Consider the following 24,017-nt stretch of genomic DNA (forward strand, 5'->3'; position numbering starts at 1 on the left):
AAGGTTTAGCATGGCATCGTTTGATAAAGATGAAATTTACACGGCTACAGAAGTTGTAAGAAACTTTGCTACGGTAATGAAAAAAGTAGACAATGGCGAGCTTAAAAGAGTAATTATTGTAAAAAATAGCAAATTTGAATCCGTACTTCTTAGCATGAAAGAGTATGAAAGGCTTCAAAATGCAGTAGTTTTGTTAGAGCAAATTTACTCAAATAGAAAAAAGGACGAAATTGGCGATTAAAGAAATAAAGGCTGGTTTTAAAAAATATAATATTAGCTATGAAATTTTAAATAATGACAAACAAAAAGATATAATTTTTTTGCATGGTTGGGGTGCTAGTAAAGAGATTATGATAAAGGCTTTTGGCTCTAAATTTAAAGATTTTAGACATATTTATATAGATTTGCCAGGATTTGGAAAAAGTTCGATGAATGGGGCTATAAATACAAAAGATTATGCAAAAATAATTTTTAAATTTCTAAATGAGCTAAACTCAACTAAAGATATGGTTGTGGGACATTCTTTTGGTGGTAAAATAGGCGTTTTACTAAATCCAAAGATGTTAGTTTTGTTAAGCAGTGCTGGCATTGTAATAAAAAAGAGAATAAGCGTAAGGATAAAAATAGCTATATTTAAGCTATTTAAAATGCTTGGTTTTGGATTTTTATACAAACTTTTTGCTACAAAAGATGTTGCTGGTATGAGTAAAGAGATGTATGAAACGCTAAAAAAGGTTGTAGATGAGGACTATAGCCCATATTTTGGAGCTTATAAGGGTAGAGCATTAATATTTTGGGGCAAAGAGGATAGAACAACACCTTTAAAATGTGGAGAAAGACTAAACTCACTAATAAAAAATAGCGAACTTTTCGTGTTGGGTGGGGATCATTTTTTCTTTTTACTTCATGGTGAGTTCATAAACAATGTTATTTTAAGCGAGTTTAGTGAGACTCATTTTTAAGGTTTGGATTTGGATAAATTCATAGTTTTAACAGTTTTTATTTTAACTTTAGTGATTGGATTTTATCTTATAACCACACTTCAATGGTTTTCATATAAGATTGAAAGAGTGATTTTTCACTTTACAAAACCACTTTGGCATATTTTGTTTTTAATAGTACCAATTTTGGTTTATTATGTTTTGGGTTCTATAAATTTCATATATTTTACTGTGTATTTTTATATCTTATATCTGCCAATGCTCTTTTTTTGGCACAAAAAGCTTGATAAAAAGTTAGTTTTTACAGCGCGGGTAAAAAGATATTTTGGCTTTTTGGTTGCAAGTTCTGCGGTGTTTGGCTTTTTGTATTTGATGAATAAAACTGGAAATATTGTCTTTGTTATATCTCCTATACTAATAGCGTTATGTTTAAGTTATGGTTTTGAAAAAATAATATTTTTTGGTTATAAAAACAAAGCCATGAAAAAACTTTCAAATATGCAAGATCTTACAATCATCATGATAACAGCAAGTTATGGAAAAACCAGCATAAAAAACTTTTTATATGATGTATTATCTTCTAAATTTAGTTGCTACAAAACTCCAAGAAGTGTAAATACACTTGGCGGACTTATAAAAGATATAAATGAGTGTTTGGTCGAAAATACTAGCATTTATATAGCTGAAGCAGGAGCAAGATTAAAAGGTGATATAGATAAGATAGCTAAGTTTTTAAAACCTCAAATCGTCGTAGTTGGAGAAATAGGTCCTCAACATCTTGAATACTTTAAAAGCATAGAAAATATTCGTAAAACTAAACTAGAAGCTCTTAACTCTCCAAGATTAAAACAAGCTTTTTTGCATAGCTCAACAAAAGAAACTTTATCTAAAAATATTGTTATTTACAATGAAAACATAGTATCAAAAAATGCAAATTTAAGCGGTTTAGAATTTGAGATGAAATTTGGTAATGAAATTTATAATTTTAGCTCGCCACTTCTTGGGGAATTTAATGTAGAAAATATAGCAGTTTGTGTTCATATAGCTAAGTTTTTGGGTGTAAGTATAGATGAAATAACTAAAAATATCTTAAAGCTTAAAAATGTAGAACACAGGCTGCAAAAGATAGAAGCTGGCGGAAAAATAATCATAGATGATGGTTTTAATGGAAATTTTAAAGGAATGAGTGATAGCTACAGGCTTGTTTCAATGTATGAGGGTACTAAAGTTTTGGTAACTCCTGGTATTATCGAAAGTAATGAGGAAGAAAATGCAAAACTTACAAGAATCATGGATGAGGTTTTTGATATTGTCATCATAACTGGTCTTATAAACCAAAAAGTCTTACAAAATGGCTTGCAAAAAACTAAAGTTTTTCTATGTCCTGATAAAACAAAGTTAACCATGTTGCTAGCTAAAGAGACAAAAGCTGGAGATTTGATACTATTTTCAAATGATGCACCATCATACATTTAAAATAAATTTAACAAATTTTTAGCTACAATTAGCGTAAATTTTTATTTTTTAAAAGAGGGTTTTTAATGAAAGATATTTTCTTATTTGCTGGTAATATCTCATATGATCACAATTTTATCTATGCATTTCATTTATGTTTAGTTATTTTTATCATACTTTTACTTGCAAAAATGTCTACAAGATCTATGCAATTAGTTCCTAGGGGTTTTCAAAATTTAATGGAAGTTTATCTTGGTTTTGTTATAAAAATGGGAAAAGAAACATTTGGAAGTGAAGAGTTATCAAGAAAATATCTACCACTTGTAGCAACTATCGGTTTGGTTGTATTTTTTAGCAATATGATAGGTATAATACCTGGATTTGAATCCCCTACAGCAAGCCTTAATCTAACACTAACTTTGGCTTTATGTGTATTTTTCTATTATCACTATCAAGGCATAAAAGCAAATGGCTTTTTTAAATACTTCGGTCATTTTGCAGGTCCTTCAAAATATCTTGCACCTTTAATGTTCCCAATAGAGATAATATCACACATTTCACGCATTATATCTTTGTCTTTCCGTCTTTTTGGAAATATCAAAGGCGATGACTTATTTTTACTTGTTATGCTAACACTTGCTCCTTGGATAGTTCCTCTTATACCATATGGACTACTATTTATGATGGGTATATTGCAAGCATTTATTTTCATGACACTTACTCATGTTTATTTGGCAAGTGCTGTAATTATAGACGAACACTGATATATTTTGCATAAAACCTTTGTAGTTTATAAAATTTAAAAGAATTTTTAGATAAAATCATTTTTATTTTATAAATTTAGCAAAGGTTTATTATTATGTTTGAAACAGTTATCGGACTAGAGGTTCATTGTCAACTAAATACAAAAACAAAAATTTTCTGCTCATGTTCTACGAGTTTTGGAGATAAGGCAAATACACATGTTTGCCCGGTTTGTTTGGGTCTTCCTGGTGCTTTACCTGTTTTAAATAAAGAAGCTGTAAAAAAAGCCATAAGCTTTGGTGCTGCCATAAATGCAACCGTAAATAAACGTTCTATGTTTGATAGAAAAAACTATTTTTATCCAGATCTTCCAAAGGCTTATCAAATTTCACAATTTACCATACCAATCGTAGAAAAGGGTGAGCTTTTTATAAATATAAATAATGAAACCAAGAGAATAGGTATAACAAGAGCGCATCTTGAAGAAGATGCTGGTAAAAACAATCATGAAGATGATAGAAGCTTGGTTGATTTAAATAGAGCCGGAACCCCGCTTCTTGAGATAGTGAGCGAGCCTGATATGAGAAGTAGCGATGAGGCTGTTGAATATCTAAAAAAACTCCATGCAATTTTAAGATTTTTAAACATAAGTGATGCAAATATGCAAGAGGGAAGTTTTAGATGTGATGTAAATGTTAGCATAAGACCAATGGGAGATGAGAAGCTTTATACAAGAGTTGAGATAAAAAATCTAAATTCATTTAGGTTTATACAAAAAGCGATAGAATTTGAAGTTGAGCGTCAAATAGCAGCATGGGAAGATGGTGTTTATTGTAAAGAAGTTGTTCAAGAAACAAGACTTTTTAACACAACAACACTAAGCACAAGATCAATGCGTTCAAAAGAAGATAGTGCCGAGTATCGCTACTTTCCAGATCCTGATTTGTTGCCACTTATTATACCAGATGAAGTGCTAGAACAGGGTAAAAAAATTCCAGAACTTCCAGATGAGAAAAAGCAAAGATATGTTAGTGAGCTTGGTATAAAGGAAAGTGATGCCCAAGTTATAATAAGTGAGTATGAGATGGCGCTTTTCTTTGAGGATTTGATTAACTCAGGGCATGATCCAAAACTATGCGTTACTTGGCTTACAGTTGAACTTCTTGGAAGACTCAAAAACGGTGTTACGATAGCTACTAGCCCAGTTGATAGCAAAACAATGAATAAACTAATAGGTAGAATCGAAGATGATACAATATCGCAAAAAGCTGCAAAAGATATTTTAGATGTGTTGGTAGAAAAAGGTGGCGAAGTCGATGATATTATAGATTCTCTTGGCTTAAAACAAGTTAGTGATGATAGTTCTATTTTAGCTGTTATAGATGAGATTTTAGTGCAAAATGGCGATAAAGTAGCAGAGTATAAAAGTGGCAAAGATAAGCTTTTTGGCTTCTTTGTAGGTCAAGTTATGAAAGCGGGAAAAGGCGCATTTAATCCAGCTAAAGTAAATGATTTGCTAAAACAAAAACTATGAAAATAGCAGTTATTGGTGCAGGAAAGTGGGGAAGCGCACTTTTTAGCGCGTTAAGTAAAAACAATGATTGTGTAATAACATCTAGAACACATAGAGATATACCAGGTTTTGTTAGTATAGATAAAGCTATAGATAGGGAACTGCTTGTTTTTGCACTATCAAGCCAACATACAAGAGAGTTTTTAAGTAAGCATTTTATAAATAAAAATCAAAAAATATTAGTTGCCTCAAAAGGTATAGAAGCTAGCACTGGATTGTTTTTAAATCAAATTTTTGAGAAGTTTATAAACAAGAATAATTTAGCCTATCTTTCAGGCCCAAGTTTTGCTAGCGAGGTTTTAGTATCTCTTCCCTGTGCTTTGGTAATCAGTTCTGTAAATTTAAATTTGTGCGATGAAATGGCTAAGCTTTTTCCATCTAGTTATATGAAAATTTACTCATCAGATGACATTATAGGTGCTGAGGTTTGTGGGGCTTATAAAAATGTTTTAGCTATAGCAAGTGGTGTTTGCGATGGTTTGAAGCTTGGAAATAATGCAAGAGCAAGTCTTATCGCAAGAGGACTTATAGAGATGTCAAGATTTGGTAAGTTTTTTGGTGCAAATGATGAAACATTTATGGGACTAAGTGGAGCAGGAGACCTATTTTTAACTGCTTCGAGTGTACTTTCAAGAAACTATAGGGTAGGGCTTGGTTTATCGCAAAATGTAGATATAAAAAGCATTTTAAATGAGATAAATGAAGTTGCAGAAGGCGTAGAAACAGCTCAAGCTATACAAAAAATAGCTCAAAAATATAATATTTATACACCTATAGTAAATGAAGTTGTTTCGATGATAGAAGGCAAAAGCGCAACTAATAGTTTATGTGATCTATTGAGGAAAAAATGAGAATATTTTTTGTAATTTTCTTAATTTTTTCTATGGCGTTTTGTGAGCAAAATAACACAAAACCATCTCTAAAAAGAATGATAGGTCAGATGATAATTACTGGCTTTGATGGATATAGTGTTGATAGTAAAGAGTTTAAACAGCTTTTAAAAGATTTATCTTATGGTCGTATTGGTGGCGTTATTTTGCTTGAGAAAAACTTTGAAAACAAAGAGCAGTTTTTATTTATAATAAAAAAACTTAGGCATATTTCAACAACCCTTCCTCCATTTATCGGCATAGATGAAAAAGCTACATACAACCTAAATAGTGATTATATAGGTTATGATTTGCTAGAAAACTTAGCCTTAAATTCAAAGCCAGTAAAAACTTTATATACAAATATCGCAAAAGAGATGAACGACTGTACTATAAATTTAAGTTTGTCTCCAAATGTTAACAATGTAAAAAGCTCAAATTTAAAAAACAGTGATCTTAGCGCTTATGCAAACGACTTTATAGATATCTTTGGTGAGCAAAATATCGTATCAGCTATGAGGTTTTTTCCAAGTAAAGAAAGTAGAGCGAATTTTGACTATAAAGAGTTAAAAGTGTATTTCGATATGATATCAAGAGACAAAGCTGATATCATAATGAGTTCTAGTGCTAAATTTGCAAATTTGGATCCAAATAATGAGGCATATTTTTCAAAGACTATTTTAAATGGAATCTTAAGAAATGAGCTAAAATTTAAGGGTATTATACTTAGCGATGATTTATTAAAAAACTCAGATAATATTCTTCAAAGTGCTATAAAAGCTATAATGGCAGGAAATGACATGGTATTTGTAAGTTCAAATTTATCAGGAAATAAAAGCTTACCAAATGAGATAATAAATGCTATAGATAAAGCCGTAAGCGATGGAAAGATATCACGCGAACAGATAGAAAACTCTTACCTTAGAATACAAAAATTAAAAGAAAAAATAAAGTAGACAAGTTTTTAACTGCATACTTAAAAATTTTACCATAGTAAATATTTTTAAAATAAGATATAATGTAAAACTTAAAAATAAATTCTATTTATTTTGGAGAATATAGTTTGAAAAATATCTGCTTTATTGATGCTGAAATAAAAGGAAACATTGGTGAAAAACTGTGGCTTGATAAAATTGGATATTATAATCCTATAACTAAAAAAGAGATCAAAAATAACTCATTACAAAGTTTAATAGATAGTATTGACGATGATAATCCGGAGTTTATTTGTGGGCACAATATTATAGATTTTGATTCAAAAATGTTGCCAATAGTTAATGACGGTCATAAAAACTTAGTAAACTCTACATCTCAAAACATAAAAATAGCAGAAATTTTTACCAAAATCCCACTCATAGATACTTTGTATCTTTCGCTCTTATTATATCCAAGCCTTATTACTCATAGGCTTGAAAAGCCATATATAACGGATATATGTATAGAAAATGACCCTCTAGAGGATTCTCTTCTTGCTTTTGGACTTTTTGATAAACTTGATAGCGATTTTGATGTACTACCCATAGAAAAAAGGGAGATTTTTTATAAGATTTTATCAAAAAACAAATTTTTTAGTGGATATTTTTTATATAAAAATATGGTATTTAATGATATAGAAATTTATAAATTTATAAAAATTGAGTGTGAAAAAACCAATGTTTTATTTGTTATAGACAAAGATAAATTTGACGATATTTTATATAATTATCCATTAGAAACTGCTTTTTGTACATCACTTTTGTTAAGTGGTAAAAAATCTGTTTTTTCAAGCTTTTTGCTTTTTAATTATCCAAAAATTGTTGAAATTTATAAACTTATTTGCTATAAAAAACCAGATAAAGAAGAGATTAGAAACTTTTGTCGAACTAATTTTAAAATAGAAAATTTTGATTTTAAAGAATTTGATAAAAAAGATAAAAGTCTTTTTGATGATTTTAAGATATCACAATTTGACATAATAGATGCTGCTTTTGATGATAAAGATTTTATAGCTATTTTGCCAACAGGAGCCGGTAAAACTTTATGTTTTCAAGCCCCTGCACTTTATAAAGCAAAAACATATAAAGCTTTAACTATAGTAGTTTCTCCTCTTGTAGCACTTATGCAAAATCATATAGAGAGTTTAAAATCAAAAGTTGAAGATGAGTTTTTTGTAGCTACTTTAAGTGGACAAAGTGCAGCAAGTCGTGTAGAGATTTTAAATGAGATTAAAAATGGAACCATTGATTTGTTATATATATCACCAGAATCTTTACGCTCAAACACTTTATTTGGCGTAATTTGCGCTCGTTTAATAGATCGTTTTGTTATAGATGAAGCGCACTGTATGTCTAGTTGGGGGCATGATTTTAGGCAAGATTATTTCTTTTTAGCAGATACGATAAAAGAACTTAGAAAAAATGAATTTAACAAGCATATAAAAGTTTCTTGTTTTAGTGCAACAGCAAAAAAAGAGGTCCTAGATGAGATAAAATACTATTTCAACACTAAATTAGATAGTAAATTAGATGAGTTTGTTGCAACAAGCTTAAGATCAAATTTGGACTATTTTGCTTATTTTGTAGAAAATGAAGAAGAAAAATATAAAAAGCTAAAAGAGGTATTGAAAAAAGAACCAACTATTATATATCTACCACAAAATGCAAAAGGCGCAAGAGAGCTTTGCGAAAAACTAAAAAATGAGAATAAATTTATTAATTACCGTATAGAGCCATTTTATGCGAATATCGATGCTGAGATAAAAAACAATAAAAGAACTGGTAGAGATAAAGATGAAATTTTAAGAGATTTTATTTGTGATGATATAGATATAATCATTGCTACAACTGCTTTTGGTATGGGGATTGATAAGTCAAATATAAAAAATGTCATCCATTATGAACAATCTGCAAATTTAGAAAGTTATCTTCAAGAAAGCGGGCGTGGTGCAAGGGATGAAAAAATTAGAGCATCATGTATAGCGATATATTCACTTGATGACTTTGATAAACAGTTTAATATGTTAAATCGCACAAAAATCAAATTTGAACAGATTAAAGATGTATCAGATTTTATCAAAAATCAAAATAGTAATGAAATTTTTGTATCACCAAAAGAAATCGAAAAAATAATGGGTGTAGAAAATGAGGATAATGGTGATATTGCTGTAAAAACTGCTATTTTGGAGCTTGAAAAAGCAAATATGATTGAAAGAAAAAGAGATAATGTCCGTATTTTTGCAAATTCTTCAAATTTTAAAATAAACGAAGCTATAGAAGAGATTGATAAAAACAGCACAATAGAAAATAAAGTTTTTGCAAAAAGTGTTGTTCATTCACTTGCTGGAAGAAGCAAAAAAGAACCAATACTGCTATCTGATCTTGCTGGTTTGATAGGTGCAAAAGAAAGTGAGATGGAGTCTGTTTTAATAACTCTAAATAAACTAAATATAATAGATTTCAAAAATTCTATCGAAATAGAGGTTAAAAACGATATAAAATCTAAATTCGAAAAAATTTTGCAAGCTCAAGATGAGTTACTTAAAGAGATGGGCGATTTTATAGAACAAAATAGAATAGTGTTTAGCATTAAGAAAAATAACAAACTTAGAAAAAATATTTTAAAAAGCTTTAAGTCTCTAGCGCAATTAGATCAAAAAATAACTTTTGAAACTAGCTTTTATAGGGATAATTGCGACATAAAAATTGATAAATTTGAACATTTTAAAAATATAATAGAAATGAGGATTAGAATTTGGAAATTTATCATTAGCAATATAGATGAAAATGCAAAAGATATAGAACTAGATCTTGGAGATTTGCAAAATAAAATTTTTGCAAATAAACTAACTTCTAAAACAAAAAATATCTTTTATAACTCTATTACAAGCTTATCTGATTTATTAAAAGAGAGTTTAGTTTTAAAAAATGGAAGATTGATTTATCTAAAAAAATACAAAATAAAAAAACTTATCACAAAAGATAAAAATTGGCAATATACAAAAACTCAAGATTATGAAAAATTAAAGAGATTTTATGAGCTAAAGGTTGATGCCCTTCATATACAAAAAAGATTTTTAGATATCTTGAAAGATGGTAATAAACTAGTAATAAATGATTTTATAGGCGATTATTTTAGCTTAAAGTATGAAGAGTTTTTAAAAAAGTATAAATTTAATATAAAAGAGTTGAAGATACCCATGACTCCAGAAAAATATAAGGAAATTTTAAAAAGTTTAAATAATGAGCAAAAGCAAGTTTTTGATTCAACTAATAAAAAAATAATGGTATTGGCTGGTCCTGGAAGTGGTAAGACAAAGACGCTTGTGCATAAAATGGCAGCATCTATAATGCGTGATGGTGTAAAAAGTGAACATTTTCTGATGCTTACTTTTTCTAAATCTGCTGTTGTAGAGTTTAGAAATCGCATAAAAAAACTGATAGGGGCTAATGCAAATGGCATAAAAATCAAAACTTTTCACTCTTTTGCTTTAGATTTGCTAGATACAAATATTAATAGTGAAATTAATGGTGAAGAGCTAACAAATATTAACTCTATACAAAAAACAACTGCGGCTTTAAAAAACAGTAGCATAAATTTGGACTATGTAGAGACTTTAATGCTTGACGAGTTTCAAGATATTGGGGAATATAGCTACGAGTTCATTAAAGAAATTTATAAAAAAATGAGTGGTGAAAAAAAGATTATCGCTGTGTGCGATGATGATCAGTGTATTAAAAATTTTGGTAATGATATGTCAAAAGTTGCTTTTATAAAAGATTTTAGTGATAATTTTGGTAAATTTGATACCGATGAGGAGTATAAAGAACCGACTAAATTTTGTTTAAATACGAACTATAGAAGCTGTAAAAAAATAGTTCAATTTTGTAATGATTTTACTAATGAGTTTTTAAAAAATAGACTAAAAATAGATCCGCTTATTTCATACAAAAAAGACGAAGGAGAAGTGAAAGTATTTGATTTTAGAGATGATTTGCCAAATTTGGTTGATTTTATCAAAGAAGACATTGTTTTAAAAAAAGACAGTATCGCTGTTTTAGTAAGAAGCAACAAGGATGCCATGCTTATGCAAAGCAACTTAAAAGAAAATGGCATAATAGCAAAAGCACTTTTAGACGACGATGATAGCTTTAAATTTGGATATATTGATGAGTTTATATTTTTTAAAAATGAGCTTGAAAAAAATGATTTTGATATAGCATTTGATAATTTTAATAAAGAATTTTATCAAACTCCAAATTACGAAATGGTAAAAACTGCTTTACTGTTTTTTAAAAGTTATAATGAAGAGATAATTAATAATAAAGAGCTTATTTTTATTAAATTTGAACAATTTTTAGATGATGCTACAATGGGAGAGTATAAAACAGAGCAAAAAGGAGTGATTGTTAGTACTATACATAAAGCCAAAGGTCGAGAATTCGATAGTGTTTATCTAATAAAAAATTTTGATATTTTAAAAGATGAATATGAAAAAAGGCTGTTTTATGTGGGCATAAGTAGAGCAAAAAGTCGTCTTTATATCTTTTCAAATTTAAAAGTTAGCAGCGATTTACTTACCTCAAAAAGCTCTTGTGAGAGTATATCACAAAATAAAATACAGTTTTTTATGGGAATTGGAGATCTTTATATTTCACTAGAAGGAGCAAAAGAAAATATACAAAAGCTCGGACTAAGAGCAGGCGATACTCTAAATGTTAAAAAAGATTCGAACAAGATTAAATTTTTTGCAAACAATACTTTTTTGGTGGCACAGCTTTCAAAACCAGAAAATGGTAAAGATAGACTTAGCGAAACTATCATAAAATACGAAAATAGAAATTTTAAGCTAATTGAAAAAGCTAAGATTAAATATCTACTTTGGTATAAAGATAAAAATGATAAATGGCAAATATTACCACTTTGCGTTGTTGAAATGAAAAAATAGTTAATTAGAGTTATTATAATTCACCATAAGCCTATTTCGTAGCTCATCTGCATTTTTTTCACCATTTTTGGTATTTTCGCTTATAAATTTATCAATCTTATCTAGGAAGGTAAAAAGTGCATTTTCCCAAACACTGCTATCTTGGCGATTTGCATTCATTGTTTTTATAAACTCAAGCTCTTTTATAAAATCATCTATTTTCTCATCAAATTCACTTTTGCTTATCAAATTTAAACTATCTTCGTTTAAGAAATTACTTTTTAACGCAGTTAGTTCACGAGAAATTGCATCACAGAAGTTTATATAAACGCTAATATCATTTGGATTGCTGTCAATTTTTTTGGTTAGTTTTTTTATCTGAATATACATAATTATGCTAGCTATTGCCGCAATTGTTATCATAAGACCTAAATTCACTGTTTTTTCCTTTTCATGCTATCAAAACTTACTATAAAAAGTCCAAGCCAAATAAGACCAAAACTTATTAATTTACTAATTCCAAGTTCTTCATTATACAAAAAAACAGCTATAAGCATACTTATAGTTGGAGATATGTATTGCATGTAGCCTACTGTAGAAAGATTTAGCCTAAGTGCTGCTGAGTTAAATGTAAGAAGTGGTAAAATAGTAACTAGTCCAGATATTATAAGTAAAATTCCATCCAAGCTAAATCCAAATGAACCTTGATGGTTTATACCAAGATATGTTAGATAAAGCATTCCTATTGGAAAAATAAGCATAGTTTCTATAAAAAGTCCTTCAAGTGATGGAACGCTTACCTTTTTATGAAGTAAACCATAAATTGCAAATGAAAGCGGTAAAATAATAGAAATAAGTGGCAGTTCCCCCATAGAAATAACTTGTATACAAATAGCAATAAAAGCTAAAAATACAGAAAATTTAGCAGCAAGAGAAAGTTTTTCTTTTAGAAAAATTGCAGCAAGCAATATAGAAATTAGTGGATTTATAAAATACCCTAAACTTGTTTGTAAAATTCTATCTGTCATCACAGCATATATAAAAATTCCCCAGTTTGTCGCTATCAAAACACCGCATAAAAACAGCATAAAAACTAATTTTTTGTCTTTTAGTAGTATTTTTAAATTTGAAAGTTTATGTTTAATTCTAAGAAGAACTATAAGTATCACAAAAGACCAAATAATCCTATGGGCTAGAATTTCAACAGATCCAATATGTTGTAAAAATTTAAAATATATAGGAAAAGTTCCCCACATTATAAATGTAGCAAGTCCGTATATAAGGCCTTTTTTGGTTTCATTTTGTGTATTCATCAAATAACTCTTTCGTTTACATCTAATATGTTTTAAATCTGCTTTTTAAGTTTAAAAAATGTATAATAAACAACTATGTCTTAAAGGATACTTATGCAATGGACGATGGATAGTTGGAGAAATTTTAAGGTACTTCAACAACCACAATATCATAATTTAGATGAATTACAAAAAGCTCAAAAAAAATTAAGAGCACTTCCTCCACTTATCTTTGCAGGTGAAGTTAGAAATTTAAAAGATAGTTTAAAAGATGTAAATGACGGAAAAGCCTTCTTGCTTCAAGGTGGTGATTGCGCTGAGAGTTTTTCAAATTTTAGTGCTGTAAATATAAGAGATATGTTTAAAGTTTTATTGCAAATGGCTATAGTTCTTACTTATGGCGGTAGTAAGCCTATAGTTAAAATTGGTCGTGTTGCAGGACAGTTTGCAAAGCCAAGAAGCAGTGATTTTGAAGAACAAAATGGTATAAAACTCCCAAGTTATAGGGGTGATATCATAAATGGCTTTGAGTTTGATGAAAGTTCAAGAGTAGCAGATCCAAACAGAATGATAGAGGCGTATAATCAAAGCGCAGCAACTCTAAACTTGCTTAGAGCATTTTCACGTGGTGGTTTGGCCGACTTGCATGAGATACAAAAATGGAATGTTGGATTCATTGCTAAAACAGATCTCGATAAAAAATATCACGATTTATGTGAAAACATATCGCAAACGCTTAAATTTATGGAATCATGCGGTATAAATTCAAAAAACACACCAGCTATACATGAAACCATACTTTATACTTCGCATGAAGCTTTGTTGCTTCCTTATGAAGAAGCACTTACAAGAGTTGATAGCTTAACTGGAGATATTTATGACTGTTCAGCGCATATGCTTTGGATAGGTGAAAGAACACGCGGTGTAGATGATGCACATGTTCACTTTTTAAGTGGCGTGAAAAACCCAGTTGGCGTAAAAATAGGACCAAGCGGAAGCAGTGATGATATCTTAAGGCTAAGTGATGCCTTAAATCCCGACAATGAGAGTGGTAAATTTAATGTTATCATCAGAATGGGGGCTGATAAGATAAATGATAATTTGCCAAAAATATTAAAAAACATTGCTAAAGAAAAAAGAAATATAATTTTTAGCATTGATCCAATGCACGGAAATACTGTTAAAACTACAAATAACTATAAGACAAGAGAATTTGATAAAGTTTTAAGTGAAGTAAAATCATTTTTTGAAATATCCAAAAGCGAGGGTATAAATCCAGGCGGTATTCATCTAGAAATGACAGGGCAAGATGTCACAGAGTGTACTGGTGGAACATTTAAACTAACACAAGATGAGTTGGTTAGTAGATATGAAACCCAGTGTGATCCAAGGCTAAATGCAAACCAAGCCCTAGAGTTAGCATTTTTGATAGCTGATAAGCTTAAAGGATAATATCTAAAAGAAATTAATATGGTTGTGCTACACGCAAGTGATATTCATTGTAATAGTTTTTTGATGAAAAAGATACTTGATATAAAGTATGATGTTTTGTGCATAAGTGGAGATTTGCTTGAAGAACCATGTATTGTTCCTATAGATACACAAATAAAATCTTTTAAAAAGTTTTTCAAAGAATTAAAAAAACCCATTTTGGTTTGCGGTGGTAATCATGATTTGGATGCTAAATGGATAAAAGATATAAAAAGAGTCCATTGCAACGATATAAAAGATTTTAAAAAGCTTAAATTTGGGTGTGTTCCATTTGGTTGCGAGGATTTTTCTAAATTTAAAAAATGTGATGTTTTAGTTACTCATGTCCCGCCATTTGGCTCACTGTGCGCTTATGATGTTTTAACATCTAAAGATTTAGGCGATAAGTATTTAACAAATGCTTTGGGTGATGGCATAATAAAACCTAAGTTTATACTTTGTGGGCATATACATCATCCAAAAGAGAGATACGAAAAGTTTTTGGGTGTTGAGGTTTTAAATTCTTCTTTACAAGCTTATGACATTAACTTATAATAATTATATAAAAAAATAATAATTTAAAATTATGCTAGAATAGACTTTAATAAATTTTATTAAGGAGGATTAGTGAAAAGAGTTTTACTTACATTAGCCGTGCTAGCAACTAGCTTGTTTGCAAAAGATGTTGTATATTCAACTAAGGTTAAATCCGTTTATCTTTTGCCAAATGATACGAAAGTAGCAGGAAGGCTTTTGCCAACAAATGCTATTGAGATTTTAGACGATAGCGGTAAGCTTGCTAAATTTGAGATAAAAGGTTTTCAAAATCCAACCAGTCCAAACATTATTTATTATAAAGATGGTGTGCGAATTTTGGCTCTTGCTTTTGCAAAAACAGCTAAACCAGATATCAAAGTGGTTAAAGAGGGTCAAAATGGTGCTTGGAATGAAGTAAGTGCTGTGGCTTATACAACTAATGGTGATTTTGTTAAAGAGGTTGATCCTATGTTTGAAAAAGCTTCTAGTCTTTATAAGAATAACTGTTCTATGTGTCATGCTCTTCATGATGTAAATCAATACAATGCAAATCAATGGCCATCTTTATTTAGATCTATGGCAAGTAGAACACCAATAGAAAAGGATGATCATTGGTTAGTTATACAGTATCTTCAAAAGCATACCACTAAGAAATAAGGAGAGAATATGGAAAGAAGAAATTTTTTAAAATTTAGCGCGGCTCTTAGTGGAGCAAGCATGGCACCAAGTTTTATTTTTGGTAAAGATTTAAATAAAACTTTGGTAAAAACTGGCAAAGTTAAAACCGCAGCTCACTGGGGTATTTTGGAAGTTGAGATAAAAAATGGAAAAGTAGTAAGTTCAAAATCAGCTTTAAATGTAAGCCCATATCCAAATCCACTTCAAAATTACACAAAAGATTTGGTTGAGAATTCTCGCGTAAAACATGTTTATGTAAGAAAAAGTTATCTTGCAAATCCAGATAGCCCAAAACCAGAGCTTAGAGGAGCTGAAGAGTTCGTAAAAGTTAAGTATGAGGATGCTATAAAACTAGTTGCAAAAGAGCTTAAAAAAACTAGAAAAGTAAAAGGAAATCAATCTGTTTTTGCCGGAAGTTATGGCTGGAAAAGTAGCGGAAATGTACATAATTCAAGAATTTTGCTTCATAGATTTATGAATATGAGTGGTGGTTTTGTAGGAGGTTTGGGCGATTATTCAACAGGAGCAAGTCAAATTATAATGCCTCATGTTGTAGGAAGTATAGAAGTTTATGAACAACAAACTAGTTGGCCAGTTGTTTTAGAACATTCTAAAGTTGTAGTTTTGTGGGGTATGAATCCATACTCAACACTTAAAATTTCATGGACTGCAAATGAAGAAAATGCTCAAAAGTATTTACAAGAATTAAGAGATAGTGATAAAGAAATTATTATCATCGATCCTATAGTAAGTGAAACTGGAGAGTTTTTTAAAGGAAAAGCTAAATTTATAGCACCTATTCCAAATACAGATACAGCTATGATGCTAGGTATGATGCATCATCTTTATGCTACCAATAACTATGATAAAGATTTTATAGAAAATTATACAGTTGGTTTTGATAAATTCCTTCCTTATTTACTTGGTAAGAGTGATGGTATTGTAAAAGATGCAAAATGGGCTAGTAAAATTTGTGGAATTGAGGCAAATACTATAACAAATCTTGCAGAGCTTTTTAAATCAAAAACAACAATGTTAATGAGTGGTTGGGGTATGCAAAGATCACATCATGGCGAGCAACCGCACTGGGCTCTTGTTACATTAGCTAGTATGATAGGCCAAATAGGAACTCCAGGCGGTGGATTTGGATTAAGCTATCACTATAGTGGGGGCGGTACGCCTACGGCAAAAGGTGGTATAGTAAGTGGCATGAACTCAGGTAGTATAGGAAATTTTGATTAAAATGGTAAATTTTTAGGACTACAAGATGCTCAGACTAAAGCAAATGGTACCGGTCAAAGTTGGTTGCAAAAAGCTACAAACTATGCTTTTCCTGTTGCAAGAATAGCTGATGCGCTTTTAAACCCAGGAAAAGTTATTGATCATAATGGCAATAAAATAACATACCCAGATATCGATTTTGTTTATTGGGTTGGGGGGAATCCATTTTCACACCATCAAGATACAAATACTTTAGTAAAAGCGTTTAGAAAACCAAGAACTATTGTTGTAAATGAGCCATACTGGACTCCAACTGCAAAAATGGCAGATATCGTATTCCCTGCAACAACTTCTTATGAAAGAAATGATATTACTATGGTAGGGGATTATTCAAATATGTATATAGCTCCAATGAAACAAATCGTTGAAAAAGTTGAAGAATCAAAAGATGATTATCAAATTTTTAGCGACTTATGTAAAGCTTATGCAGATGGTTTAGTTGAGATTTATACAGATGGTGGCAAAGATGAATTTGATTTCATAAAACAGTATTATGAAGGTGCAAAAAAACAAGTTGATGCTATACATGATCTTGGTGTTGAGATGAAAGATTTTCAAACATGGTGGGAAAGCAACGAGCCGATTAAATTTAACTCTACAATGGAAAGTGATTCTTGGGTTAGATTTGCCGAATTTAGAGAAGATCCTATATTAAATGCTCTTGGAACACCAAGTGGACTTATAGAAATTTATTCTGAGAAAATAGAAAAAATGGACTATGATGATTGTAAAGCTCATCCAACTTGGTTTGAGCCAATAGAATGGCTTGGAATGGCAAAAAAACCAGCTAAATTTCATATGTTGAGCGTTCATCCAGATGGAAGACTTCACTCGCAGTTATCTCAAACAAAATTAAGAGATACATATGCGGTTGCAAATAGAGAACCAATCCGCATAAATCCAGATAATGCTAAAGAGCTTGGTATAAAAAATGGTGATTTAGTTAGAGTATTTAACAAAAGAGGCGAAGTTTTAGCTGGCGTGGTTGTGGATGCTGGAATTAAAAAAGATGTTGTTGTCTTAAGAGAGGGCGCTTGGTATGATCCGGAAGATTCTAAAAAAGATAAAAGCATTTGTAAGAATGGTTGCGCTAATGTTTTAACTATAGATATTCCTACTTCAAAACTTGCAAATGGAAATATTTCACATACTGCCCTTGTAAATATAAAAAAATATGAAGGGAAAGCTCCTAGGCTTACAGCATTTGAAGCTCCAAAAGGAGCTTAAATATATAAATCTACCAAATTTAATTTGGTAGATTTACTGTTTTATTTAGATTTTAGAATTTCTTTAAATTCTTTTATTTCTTTTTCTTGATGATCAATTATGTTTTGTGCTATTTTTCTTACATGATCATCTTTTGAATATTTAAGTAAGCTTTTTGATGAATCAATTGCACCTTGATGATGAGGTATCATAGCTTCTAGGTAGTCTTTATCTACATTTCCACTATTTTTTACAGACATCATGTTTTTCATCATGATTTCCATTGTTTGTTTTTGTTCTTTAACAAAATTAGAATATTCTTGCTCTGATAATTTTGTTGTTTTAAAGTTTTTATCATCAAGTATTTCTTTAAATTCTTTTATTTCTTTTTCTTGATGATCAATTATGTTTTGTGCTATTTTTCTTACATGATCATCTTTTGAATATTTAAGTAAGCTTTTTGATGAATCAATTGCACCTTGATGATGAGGTATCATGTTTGTTAGATAATCATTTTCAACTTTTTTGTCAAATTGCATACCTTTATCTTTCATTTCTTTGTGCATTTCTGATTTAATTTCATCAGATGAGCTAGCAAACATTCCTTTGGCATGTTCTTTCATATCGTTAAATTTTGTTTTAACACTATTATTTATATTGTCTAGTGTTTGACTTATATTGGTGTCTGAATCCGCAGCATTTAATGCAAGTGCAGTCGATAAACTTAAAATTAATAGCTTTGTTTTCATATTTCTTCCTTAATTATTAAGATATGGCAAAATTTTAAATTAAAATGATAAATATTTTCATAATTCTTTATTTACTAAAATTTACCAAAATATAAATAGCGAATAAAACATAACCTAAAATCTAGCTTATTTTAAATTTAATTTAAGTAAATTTAAATGTTAAATTTTGTAAAATAGCAGTTTGCAATGAAAATTTTAGAAAGGAGAATAATGGCTAAAGATGATGTCATAGAAATAGATGGTAACATTGTAGAAGCGTTACCAAATGCAACTTTCAAAGTTGAGCTAGATAATAAGCATGTGATTTTATGCCATATAGCTGGCAAAATGAGAATGCATTATATCAAGATAATGCCTGGTGATAGAGTGAAAGTTGAACTTACCCCTTATAGCCTTGATAAAGGCCGTATAACTTATAGATATAAGTAAAAATAAAGGAATTTTAGATATAATTACAGTTTCTGCAACAAAGCTGTAGGAAGAAGTGTTTTCAAAATCACCACTATTTTGAAAACAGTTGGTTTGATACTTTCTTTTGATAATTTTCAGAAATTTCATTAAACCTAAGTGCAGTTTGCATAAGTAAAAGTGGAATATTTTTTAGGAGACTAATATGAAAGTTCGTCCTTCTGTAAAGAAGATGTGTGACAAATGCAAGATCATCAAACGCAAAGGCGTTGTTCGTGTAATTTGTGAAAATCCAAAACATAAGCAAAGACAAGGATAAAAGATGGCTCGTATAGCAGGTGTAGATTTACCAAAGAAAAAAAGGGTTGAATATGGGCTAACCTATATATATGGTATAGGTCTTTTTTCATCAAGAAAAATTCTTGATGCAGTTGGAATTTCTTATGATAAAAGAGTTGCTGATTTGAGCGAAGATGAAGCTGCTGCTATAAGAAAAGAGATCCAAGAAAACTATATGGTTGAGGGTGATCTTAGAAAAAGCGTAGCAATGGATATCAAAGCTTTGATGGATTTAGGTAATTATAGAGGTTTAAGACATAGAAAAGGACTTCCTGTTCGTGGTCAAAAAACTAAGACAAACGCTAGAACCAGAAAAGGTAAGCGTAAAACCGTCGGTGCAGCAGCTAAATAAGGATAAAATATGGCAAAACAAAAAGTAATTAAGAAAAAAGTTGCAAAGAAAAATATTGCTAAAGGTATAGTTTATATTTCTGCAACTTTTAATAATACAATGGTAACAGTAACTGATGAGATGGGAAATGCTATAGCATGGAGTAGTGCTGGTGGTTTAGGTTTTAAAGGTAGTAAAAAATCAACTCCTTATGCTGCGCAACAAGCAGTTGAAGATGCTATGGGAAAAGCAAAAGAACATGGTATCAAAGAAGTTGGGATAAAAGTTCAAGGACCTGGCAGTGGGCGAGAAACAGCTGTAAAAAGCGTTGGTGCGATAGAGGGGATCAAAGTAGCATTTTTAAAAGATATTACTCCGCTTCCTCATAATGGTTGTAGACCACCAAAACGCCGCCGTGTGTAATTAAATAACTAGGAGAATTATTATGTCAAGATATACAGGACCTGTTGAAAAATTAGAAAGAAGATTAGGTGCAAGCCTATCTATGAAGGGTGAGAGAAGGCTTGCTGGAAAAAGCGCTTTGGAAAAAAGACCTTACGCTCCAGGACAACACGGACAAAGAAGAGCAAAAGTTAGTGAATATGGTCTTCAACTTAAAGAAAAACAAAAAGCTAAATTCATGTATGGCATTAGTGAGAAACAATTTAGAGGTTTGTTTAAAGAAGCGGCTAGAAGAGAAGGAAATACCGGTGAGTTATTACTTCAACTTTTAGAGCAAAGACTAGATAATGTAGTTTATAGAATGGGCTTTGCAACAACTAGAAGTTTTGCAAGACAACTTGTAACTCATGGTCATATTTTAGTAGATGGTAAAAGATTAGATATACCATCTTATAGAGTATTGCCTGGTCAGAAAATCGAAATTGCAGAAAAAACTAAAAATAATACACAAGTTACTAGAGCGGTTGAGCTTACAAATCAAACTGGTATAGTTGCTTGGGTTGATGTTGAAAAAGATAAAAAATATGGTATTTTTACTAGAATTCCAGAAAGAGAAGAGATAGTTATTCCTGTTGAGGAAAGATTTATAGTAGAGCTTTACTCTAAATAATAGTGAGGTAAATTTATGAGAAAAATTACCACTTCAGCTTATATGCCAACAGAGATCGAGGTTGCAAATGTAAGTGAGAATGTTGCAAAGATTATTGCCTATCCTTTTGAGAAAGGTTACGCAGTAACTTTAGCACATCCATTAAGAAGATTACTATTTACAAGCACAGTTGGTTATGCGCCAACTGGAATCAAGATAGAGGGTGTAACGCACGAGTTTGATAGTATGCGTGGTATGCTTGAAGATGTTGCTCATTTTATTATCAATCTTAAAAATTTGCGTTTCAAAATCAAAAGTGATGCCCAAAGAGTTGTAGTTGAGTATTCCTTTAACGGTCCAAAAGAAATTTTAGGATCTGATTTAAGTAACAATGAGGTTGAGATTGTAAATCAAGATGAGTATCTAGCTACAATTAATGAAGATGCTGAACTTAAATTTAGCGTTATTGTAGAAAAAGGCATAGGTTATGTTCCAAGTGAACTTATAAGAGCGGATATGGTAGCTGACTATATAGCAGTAGATGCTTTCTTTACACCTGTAAAAAAAGCAGTTTATGATATAGAAAATGTTCTTGTTGAAGATAATCATGATTTTGAAAAGATTATTTTGACGGTTACAACAGATGGTCAAGTAACCCCAATAGAAGCCTTTAAAAATTCACTAGAAGCTATGTATAAACAAATGTCTATATTTAATAAAGTTTTAGATTTAGATATCTCAGAAGTAGGCGGTGGAATATCTTATGCTTCAGAACATTCAAAACTTTTTGAGGGTATTGAGAGCTTAAATTTAAGTGCTAGAAGTTCAAATTGCTTAGAAAGAGCAGAGATAAAATTCATTGGTGAACTTGCTTTAATGGATGAAGATGAACTTAAAAATCTTAAAAATTTAGGCAAAAAGTCACTTGAAGAGATTAAAGCTATTATGGCTGAAATAGGCTATGAAATAGGCAGCAATGTTCTTGATGACAGTAAAGAGCAACTTAAGAAAAAAATTCAAGATTTAAAGAAAAAAGAAGGATAATACATGAGACATAAACATGGTTATAGAAAGCTTGGAAGAACATCGTCTCACAGAAAAGCAACTTTAAAAAACCTAGCAATTGCTATCGTTAATTGCGAAAAAATAGAGACTACTCTTCCAAAAGCTATGGAATTAAAAAGCTATATAGAAAAATTAATAACAAGAGCAAGAAAAGGTGATTTCAATTCAGATCGTGCCGTTTTTGCTGCATTGCAAGATAAAATAGCTACAAAAAAACTTGTTAGTGAAATAGCTCCAAAATATAAAAATAGAGCAGGTGGTTACACAAGAGTTGTTAAAACTCGTTTAAGAAGAGGTGACGCTGCACAACTTGCTTATATTGAGCTAATTAACGAATAAAATAAAAGTGCCTTATGGCACTTTTTTCTCCAAATTATTTTTTTTAATTTATATCTAACTTTACGCATTTTATAATAAAAATCTTTATAGTAAATTTATATTTTTAAGTAAAATTTAATTTTATTGATATTTTTTTGTTAGATTAATCAATATAATAACAGCATATATACAAAATTACAAAAGGAGTGTTAATGAAAAAAATACTTAATTCTGCACTTGTAGTCAGTATACTACTAACAGTAAGCACAACTTCTTTGTTAGCAATTGGTGGCTCTAGTGGATCAAAATCGACTATGCAGTTCAAGGAAAAATAGGAGAATTAGTTATAAATCCTTATGATATCGCTCCATTAACAGCTGTTATTAAAAATGGTGGTTATAATCTAAAAGATGCAAAAGTTACGATTGTTCCTAAAACAAATGGTCAAGAAATACAATATAAAGTCGCTGATGGTGAATTAAAAACTCATGGCGGTATTCCAGTATTTGGTTTATATCCAGATTATGTAAATAAGGTAGAAGTAGAATACACTAAAACTTACAAAGGCCAAGATGAAAAAGTAAAAGAAACTTATGAAATTTACGCAGCTCCACTTTCGCTAGATCCTTCGGGACATAAAGGTCAAAAAGGTGTTTTATTTGACAAAATAGAAATTAAAAAAGCTGCAACTGATAAATTTAAAGATAGACTTTATTTTGTAAATAACTTCCAAAACAAAACAGGCAAAGGTACTAAAGTTGTATGGAATAACCTAATGGGTGGTGCACTTGAATGGAATTATAGTCCACAAATTTTCATCCTTGATACAAAAGGTGATGTTAGATGGTATTTAGAGCCAAGCAAAATTTATAATCTTAAATTACATTTCTATGCTGGCGTTATGATGGGATTTAAACAAAATGATGATGGTGATATAACTTGGGGTTATGGATAAAGATATGTAAAATATGACATTATGGGTAGAGAAATTTGGAATAGAGAAATTCCGGCTGGATATATTGATTTCTCTCACTCAATGGATGATAGCCCAAATGGTCACTACTTTTAAGAGTCGAAAATGCTAACTTGAAATGCCATGATGGCAAAAATATAAGAACAGTTAGAGATGTTATTGTTGAAGTTGATCAAAATGGTCAAGTTGTTGATGATTGGAAATTATATGAAATTCTTGATCCTTACAGAGATAATGTTTTAAAAGTTCTTGACCAAGGTGCGGTTTGTCTAAACATAGATGCAAGCAAAGCAGGACATACAGCTAGCGTAGATGAGCTTGCATCGTTTGATACAAACGATAAATTTGGTGATATTGTTGGCTCTGGACCTTGTAGAAACTGGGCACACGTAAACAGCGTTGATCATGATACTGAAGATGACTCAATTATTATTTAATGATGGATAGTTTACAAACAGCAGTAGTTATGGCGCTTTTTAAAACAGAAGAAAAAATCGTAAATTTAAATAATGATATAGTTATAAATATAAGTAAAGAAAAAATATATAAAAATGAAAAAGAAATTTATCTCTCAAAGCTCGAAAATGCCATATTTTGGTTACTTTGCTTTAATATGGAAAATATAGTTACTTATGAGATGATAGAAGATTATGCTTATGATGGTAATAGTGTAAATATAGGTGCTATACATACAGTTATAATGAGGATTAAAAAGCAATTAAACGATATAAATTTAACAAATGTTTCTGGTAGTGGCTATGTTTTATCTAAAAATAGATAAATAAATATATTCTTTTGTTTTTATATTCTTATAATATATCTTAAAGTATTTTAT

At 30.3% G+C, this 24,017-nt stretch carries 22 protein-coding genes and 2 pseudogenes; 21 read left to right on the forward strand and 3 right to left on the reverse strand.

Going from position 1 to position 24,017, the window contains the following annotated elements; all coding sequences use genetic code 11:
* Positions 1-10 precede the first annotated feature (10 nt).
* From ACZ5VL_RS03675 to ACZ5VL_RS03710, 8 genes are all read left to right on the forward strand, one after another.
* Entirely contained in the window at positions 11-241 is a 231-nt protein-coding gene (locus tag ACZ5VL_RS03675) for a type II toxin-antitoxin system Phd/YefM family antitoxin (protein WP_464199997.1), read from the forward strand.
* Positions 231-962 (forward strand): alpha/beta fold hydrolase, encoded by a 732-nt coding sequence (locus ACZ5VL_RS03680; protein ID WP_464199999.1) that lies wholly within the window; start codon positions 231-233, stop codon positions 960-962. The genes ACZ5VL_RS03675 and ACZ5VL_RS03680 overlap by 11 nt, the downstream gene beginning before the upstream one ends.
* A gap of 9 nt (positions 963-971) precedes the next feature.
* Entirely contained in the window at positions 972-2,417 is a 1,446-nt protein-coding gene (locus tag ACZ5VL_RS03685) for a Mur ligase family protein (protein WP_464200000.1), read from the forward strand.
* A 65-nt stretch (positions 2,418-2,482) separates the two neighbouring features.
* Positions 2,483-3,160 carry a F0F1 ATP synthase subunit A gene (locus ACZ5VL_RS03690; RefSeq protein ID WP_464200002.1) on the forward strand — a complete coding sequence of 226 codons (678 nt, stop codon included), beginning with the start codon at positions 2,483-2,485 and terminating at the stop codon, positions 3,158-3,160.
* A 95-nt stretch (positions 3,161-3,255) separates the two neighbouring features.
* Complete coding sequence (gene gatB, locus ACZ5VL_RS03695; RefSeq protein ID WP_464200004.1) at positions 3,256-4,674, forward strand: Asp-tRNA(Asn)/Glu-tRNA(Gln) amidotransferase subunit GatB; 1,419 nt, start codon at positions 3,256-3,258, stop codon at positions 4,672-4,674.
* Positions 4,671-5,564, forward strand: coding sequence for an NAD(P)H-dependent glycerol-3-phosphate dehydrogenase (locus ACZ5VL_RS03700; protein ID WP_464200006.1), 894 nt, complete (start codon positions 4,671-4,673; stop codon positions 5,562-5,564). The genes gatB and ACZ5VL_RS03700 overlap by 4 nt, the downstream gene beginning before the upstream one ends.
* On the forward strand, positions 5,561-6,538 hold the full coding sequence (locus ACZ5VL_RS03705) for a glycoside hydrolase family 3 N-terminal domain-containing protein (RefSeq protein ID WP_464200008.1): 978 nt from the start codon (positions 5,561-5,563) through the stop codon (positions 6,536-6,538). The genes ACZ5VL_RS03700 and ACZ5VL_RS03705 overlap by 4 nt, the downstream gene beginning before the upstream one ends.
* 107 nt (positions 6,539-6,645) lie before the next feature.
* Positions 6,646-11,505 carry a RecQ family ATP-dependent DNA helicase gene (locus ACZ5VL_RS03710; RefSeq protein WP_464200010.1) on the forward strand — a complete coding sequence of 1,620 codons (4,860 nt, stop codon included), beginning with the start codon at positions 6,646-6,648 and terminating at the stop codon, positions 11,503-11,505.
* Here the strand turns inward: ACZ5VL_RS03710 and ACZ5VL_RS03715 are convergent, their stop codons facing one another.
* Both ACZ5VL_RS03715 and rarD read right to left on the reverse strand, forming a co-directional pair.
* Positions 11,506-11,922, reverse strand: coding sequence for a hypothetical protein (locus tag ACZ5VL_RS03715; protein WP_464200011.1), 417 nt, complete (start codon positions 11,920-11,922; stop codon positions 11,506-11,508). It abuts the gene before it with no gap.
* On the reverse strand, positions 11,919-12,797 hold the full coding sequence (gene rarD / locus ACZ5VL_RS03720; protein WP_464200012.1) for an EamA family transporter RarD: 879 nt from the start codon (positions 12,795-12,797) through the stop codon (positions 11,919-11,921). The genes ACZ5VL_RS03715 and rarD overlap by 4 nt, the downstream gene beginning before the upstream one ends.
* Positions 12,798-12,890: 93 nt before the next feature.
* Between rarD and ACZ5VL_RS03725 the strand changes: the two genes are divergently transcribed.
* The 4 genes and pseudogenes from ACZ5VL_RS03725 to ACZ5VL_RS03740 all read left to right on the forward strand — a co-directional run bounded on the left by ACZ5VL_RS03725 (position 12,891) and on the right by ACZ5VL_RS03740 (position 17,969).
* Positions 12,891-14,228: a class II 3-deoxy-7-phosphoheptulonate synthase gene (locus ACZ5VL_RS03725; RefSeq protein WP_464200014.1), complete on the forward strand. Its 1,338-nt coding sequence runs from the start codon at positions 12,891-12,893 to the stop codon at positions 14,226-14,228.
* 63 nt (positions 14,229-14,291) lie between these two features.
* Entirely contained in the window at positions 14,292-14,801 is a 510-nt protein-coding gene (locus ACZ5VL_RS03730) for a metallophosphoesterase family protein (RefSeq protein WP_464200016.1), read from the forward strand.
* Positions 14,802-14,873: 72 nt separating this feature from the next.
* The gene (locus tag ACZ5VL_RS03735) at positions 14,874-15,440 is read left to right on the forward strand and encodes a cytochrome C (RefSeq protein ID WP_464200018.1); all 567 of its coding nucleotides are present in this window, start codon (positions 14,874-14,876) and stop codon (positions 15,438-15,440) included.
* Between the two features lie 9 nt (positions 15,441-15,449).
* Positions 15,450-17,969 (forward strand): annotated as a pseudogene (locus ACZ5VL_RS03740) (molybdopterin guanine dinucleotide-containing S/N-oxide reductase).
* A gap of 41 nt (positions 17,970-18,010) precedes the next feature.
* Here ACZ5VL_RS03740 and ACZ5VL_RS03745 read toward each other — a convergent pair.
* Positions 18,011-18,697: a DUF305 domain-containing protein gene (locus ACZ5VL_RS03745; RefSeq protein ID WP_464200020.1), complete on the reverse strand. Its 687-nt coding sequence runs from the start codon at positions 18,695-18,697 to the stop codon at positions 18,011-18,013.
* Between the two features lie 210 nt (positions 18,698-18,907).
* Between ACZ5VL_RS03745 and infA the strand changes: the two genes are divergently transcribed.
* From infA to ACZ5VL_RS03790, 9 genes and pseudogenes are all read left to right on the forward strand, one after another.
* The gene (gene infA, locus ACZ5VL_RS03750; RefSeq protein WP_033917121.1) at positions 18,908-19,126 is read left to right on the forward strand and encodes a translation initiation factor IF-1; all 219 of its coding nucleotides are present in this window, start codon (positions 18,908-18,910) and stop codon (positions 19,124-19,126) included.
* 184 nt (positions 19,127-19,310) lie between these two features.
* Complete coding sequence (rpmJ, locus tag ACZ5VL_RS03755) at positions 19,311-19,424, forward strand: 50S ribosomal protein L36 (RefSeq protein WP_464200024.1); 114 nt, start codon at positions 19,311-19,313, stop codon at positions 19,422-19,424.
* Between the two features lie 3 nt (positions 19,425-19,427).
* The gene (gene rpsM / locus ACZ5VL_RS03760; protein WP_464200026.1) at positions 19,428-19,796 is read left to right on the forward strand and encodes a 30S ribosomal protein S13; all 369 of its coding nucleotides are present in this window, start codon (positions 19,428-19,430) and stop codon (positions 19,794-19,796) included.
* A gap of 9 nt (positions 19,797-19,805) precedes the next feature.
* Positions 19,806-20,198, forward strand: a complete 393-nt coding sequence (rpsK, locus tag ACZ5VL_RS03765) for a 30S ribosomal protein S11 (RefSeq protein ID WP_464200028.1) — start codon at positions 19,806-19,808, stop codon at positions 20,196-20,198.
* A gap of 22 nt (positions 20,199-20,220) precedes the next feature.
* Complete coding sequence (gene rpsD / locus ACZ5VL_RS03770) at positions 20,221-20,847, forward strand: 30S ribosomal protein S4 (RefSeq protein WP_464200030.1); 627 nt, start codon at positions 20,221-20,223, stop codon at positions 20,845-20,847.
* Positions 20,848-20,862: 15 nt separating this feature from the next.
* Positions 20,863-21,870 carry a DNA-directed RNA polymerase subunit alpha gene (locus ACZ5VL_RS03775; RefSeq protein WP_464200032.1) on the forward strand — a complete coding sequence of 336 codons (1,008 nt, stop codon included), beginning with the start codon at positions 20,863-20,865 and terminating at the stop codon, positions 21,868-21,870.
* A gap of 3 nt (positions 21,871-21,873) precedes the next feature.
* Positions 21,874-22,230, forward strand: a complete 357-nt coding sequence (gene rplQ / locus ACZ5VL_RS03780) for a 50S ribosomal protein L17 (protein WP_464200034.1) — start codon at positions 21,874-21,876, stop codon at positions 22,228-22,230.
* 191 nt (positions 22,231-22,421) lie between these two features.
* Positions 22,422-23,616 (forward strand): annotated as a pseudogene (locus ACZ5VL_RS03785) (aryl-sulfate sulfotransferase); the annotation flags it as partial.
* A gap of 5 nt (positions 23,617-23,621) precedes the next feature.
* Complete coding sequence (locus ACZ5VL_RS03790) at positions 23,622-23,963, forward strand: hypothetical protein (protein ID WP_464200036.1); 342 nt, start codon at positions 23,622-23,624, stop codon at positions 23,961-23,963.
* Positions 23,964-24,017: the final 54 nt, after the last annotated feature.

The organism is Campylobacter sp. GTC17093, from assembly GCF_055397635.1.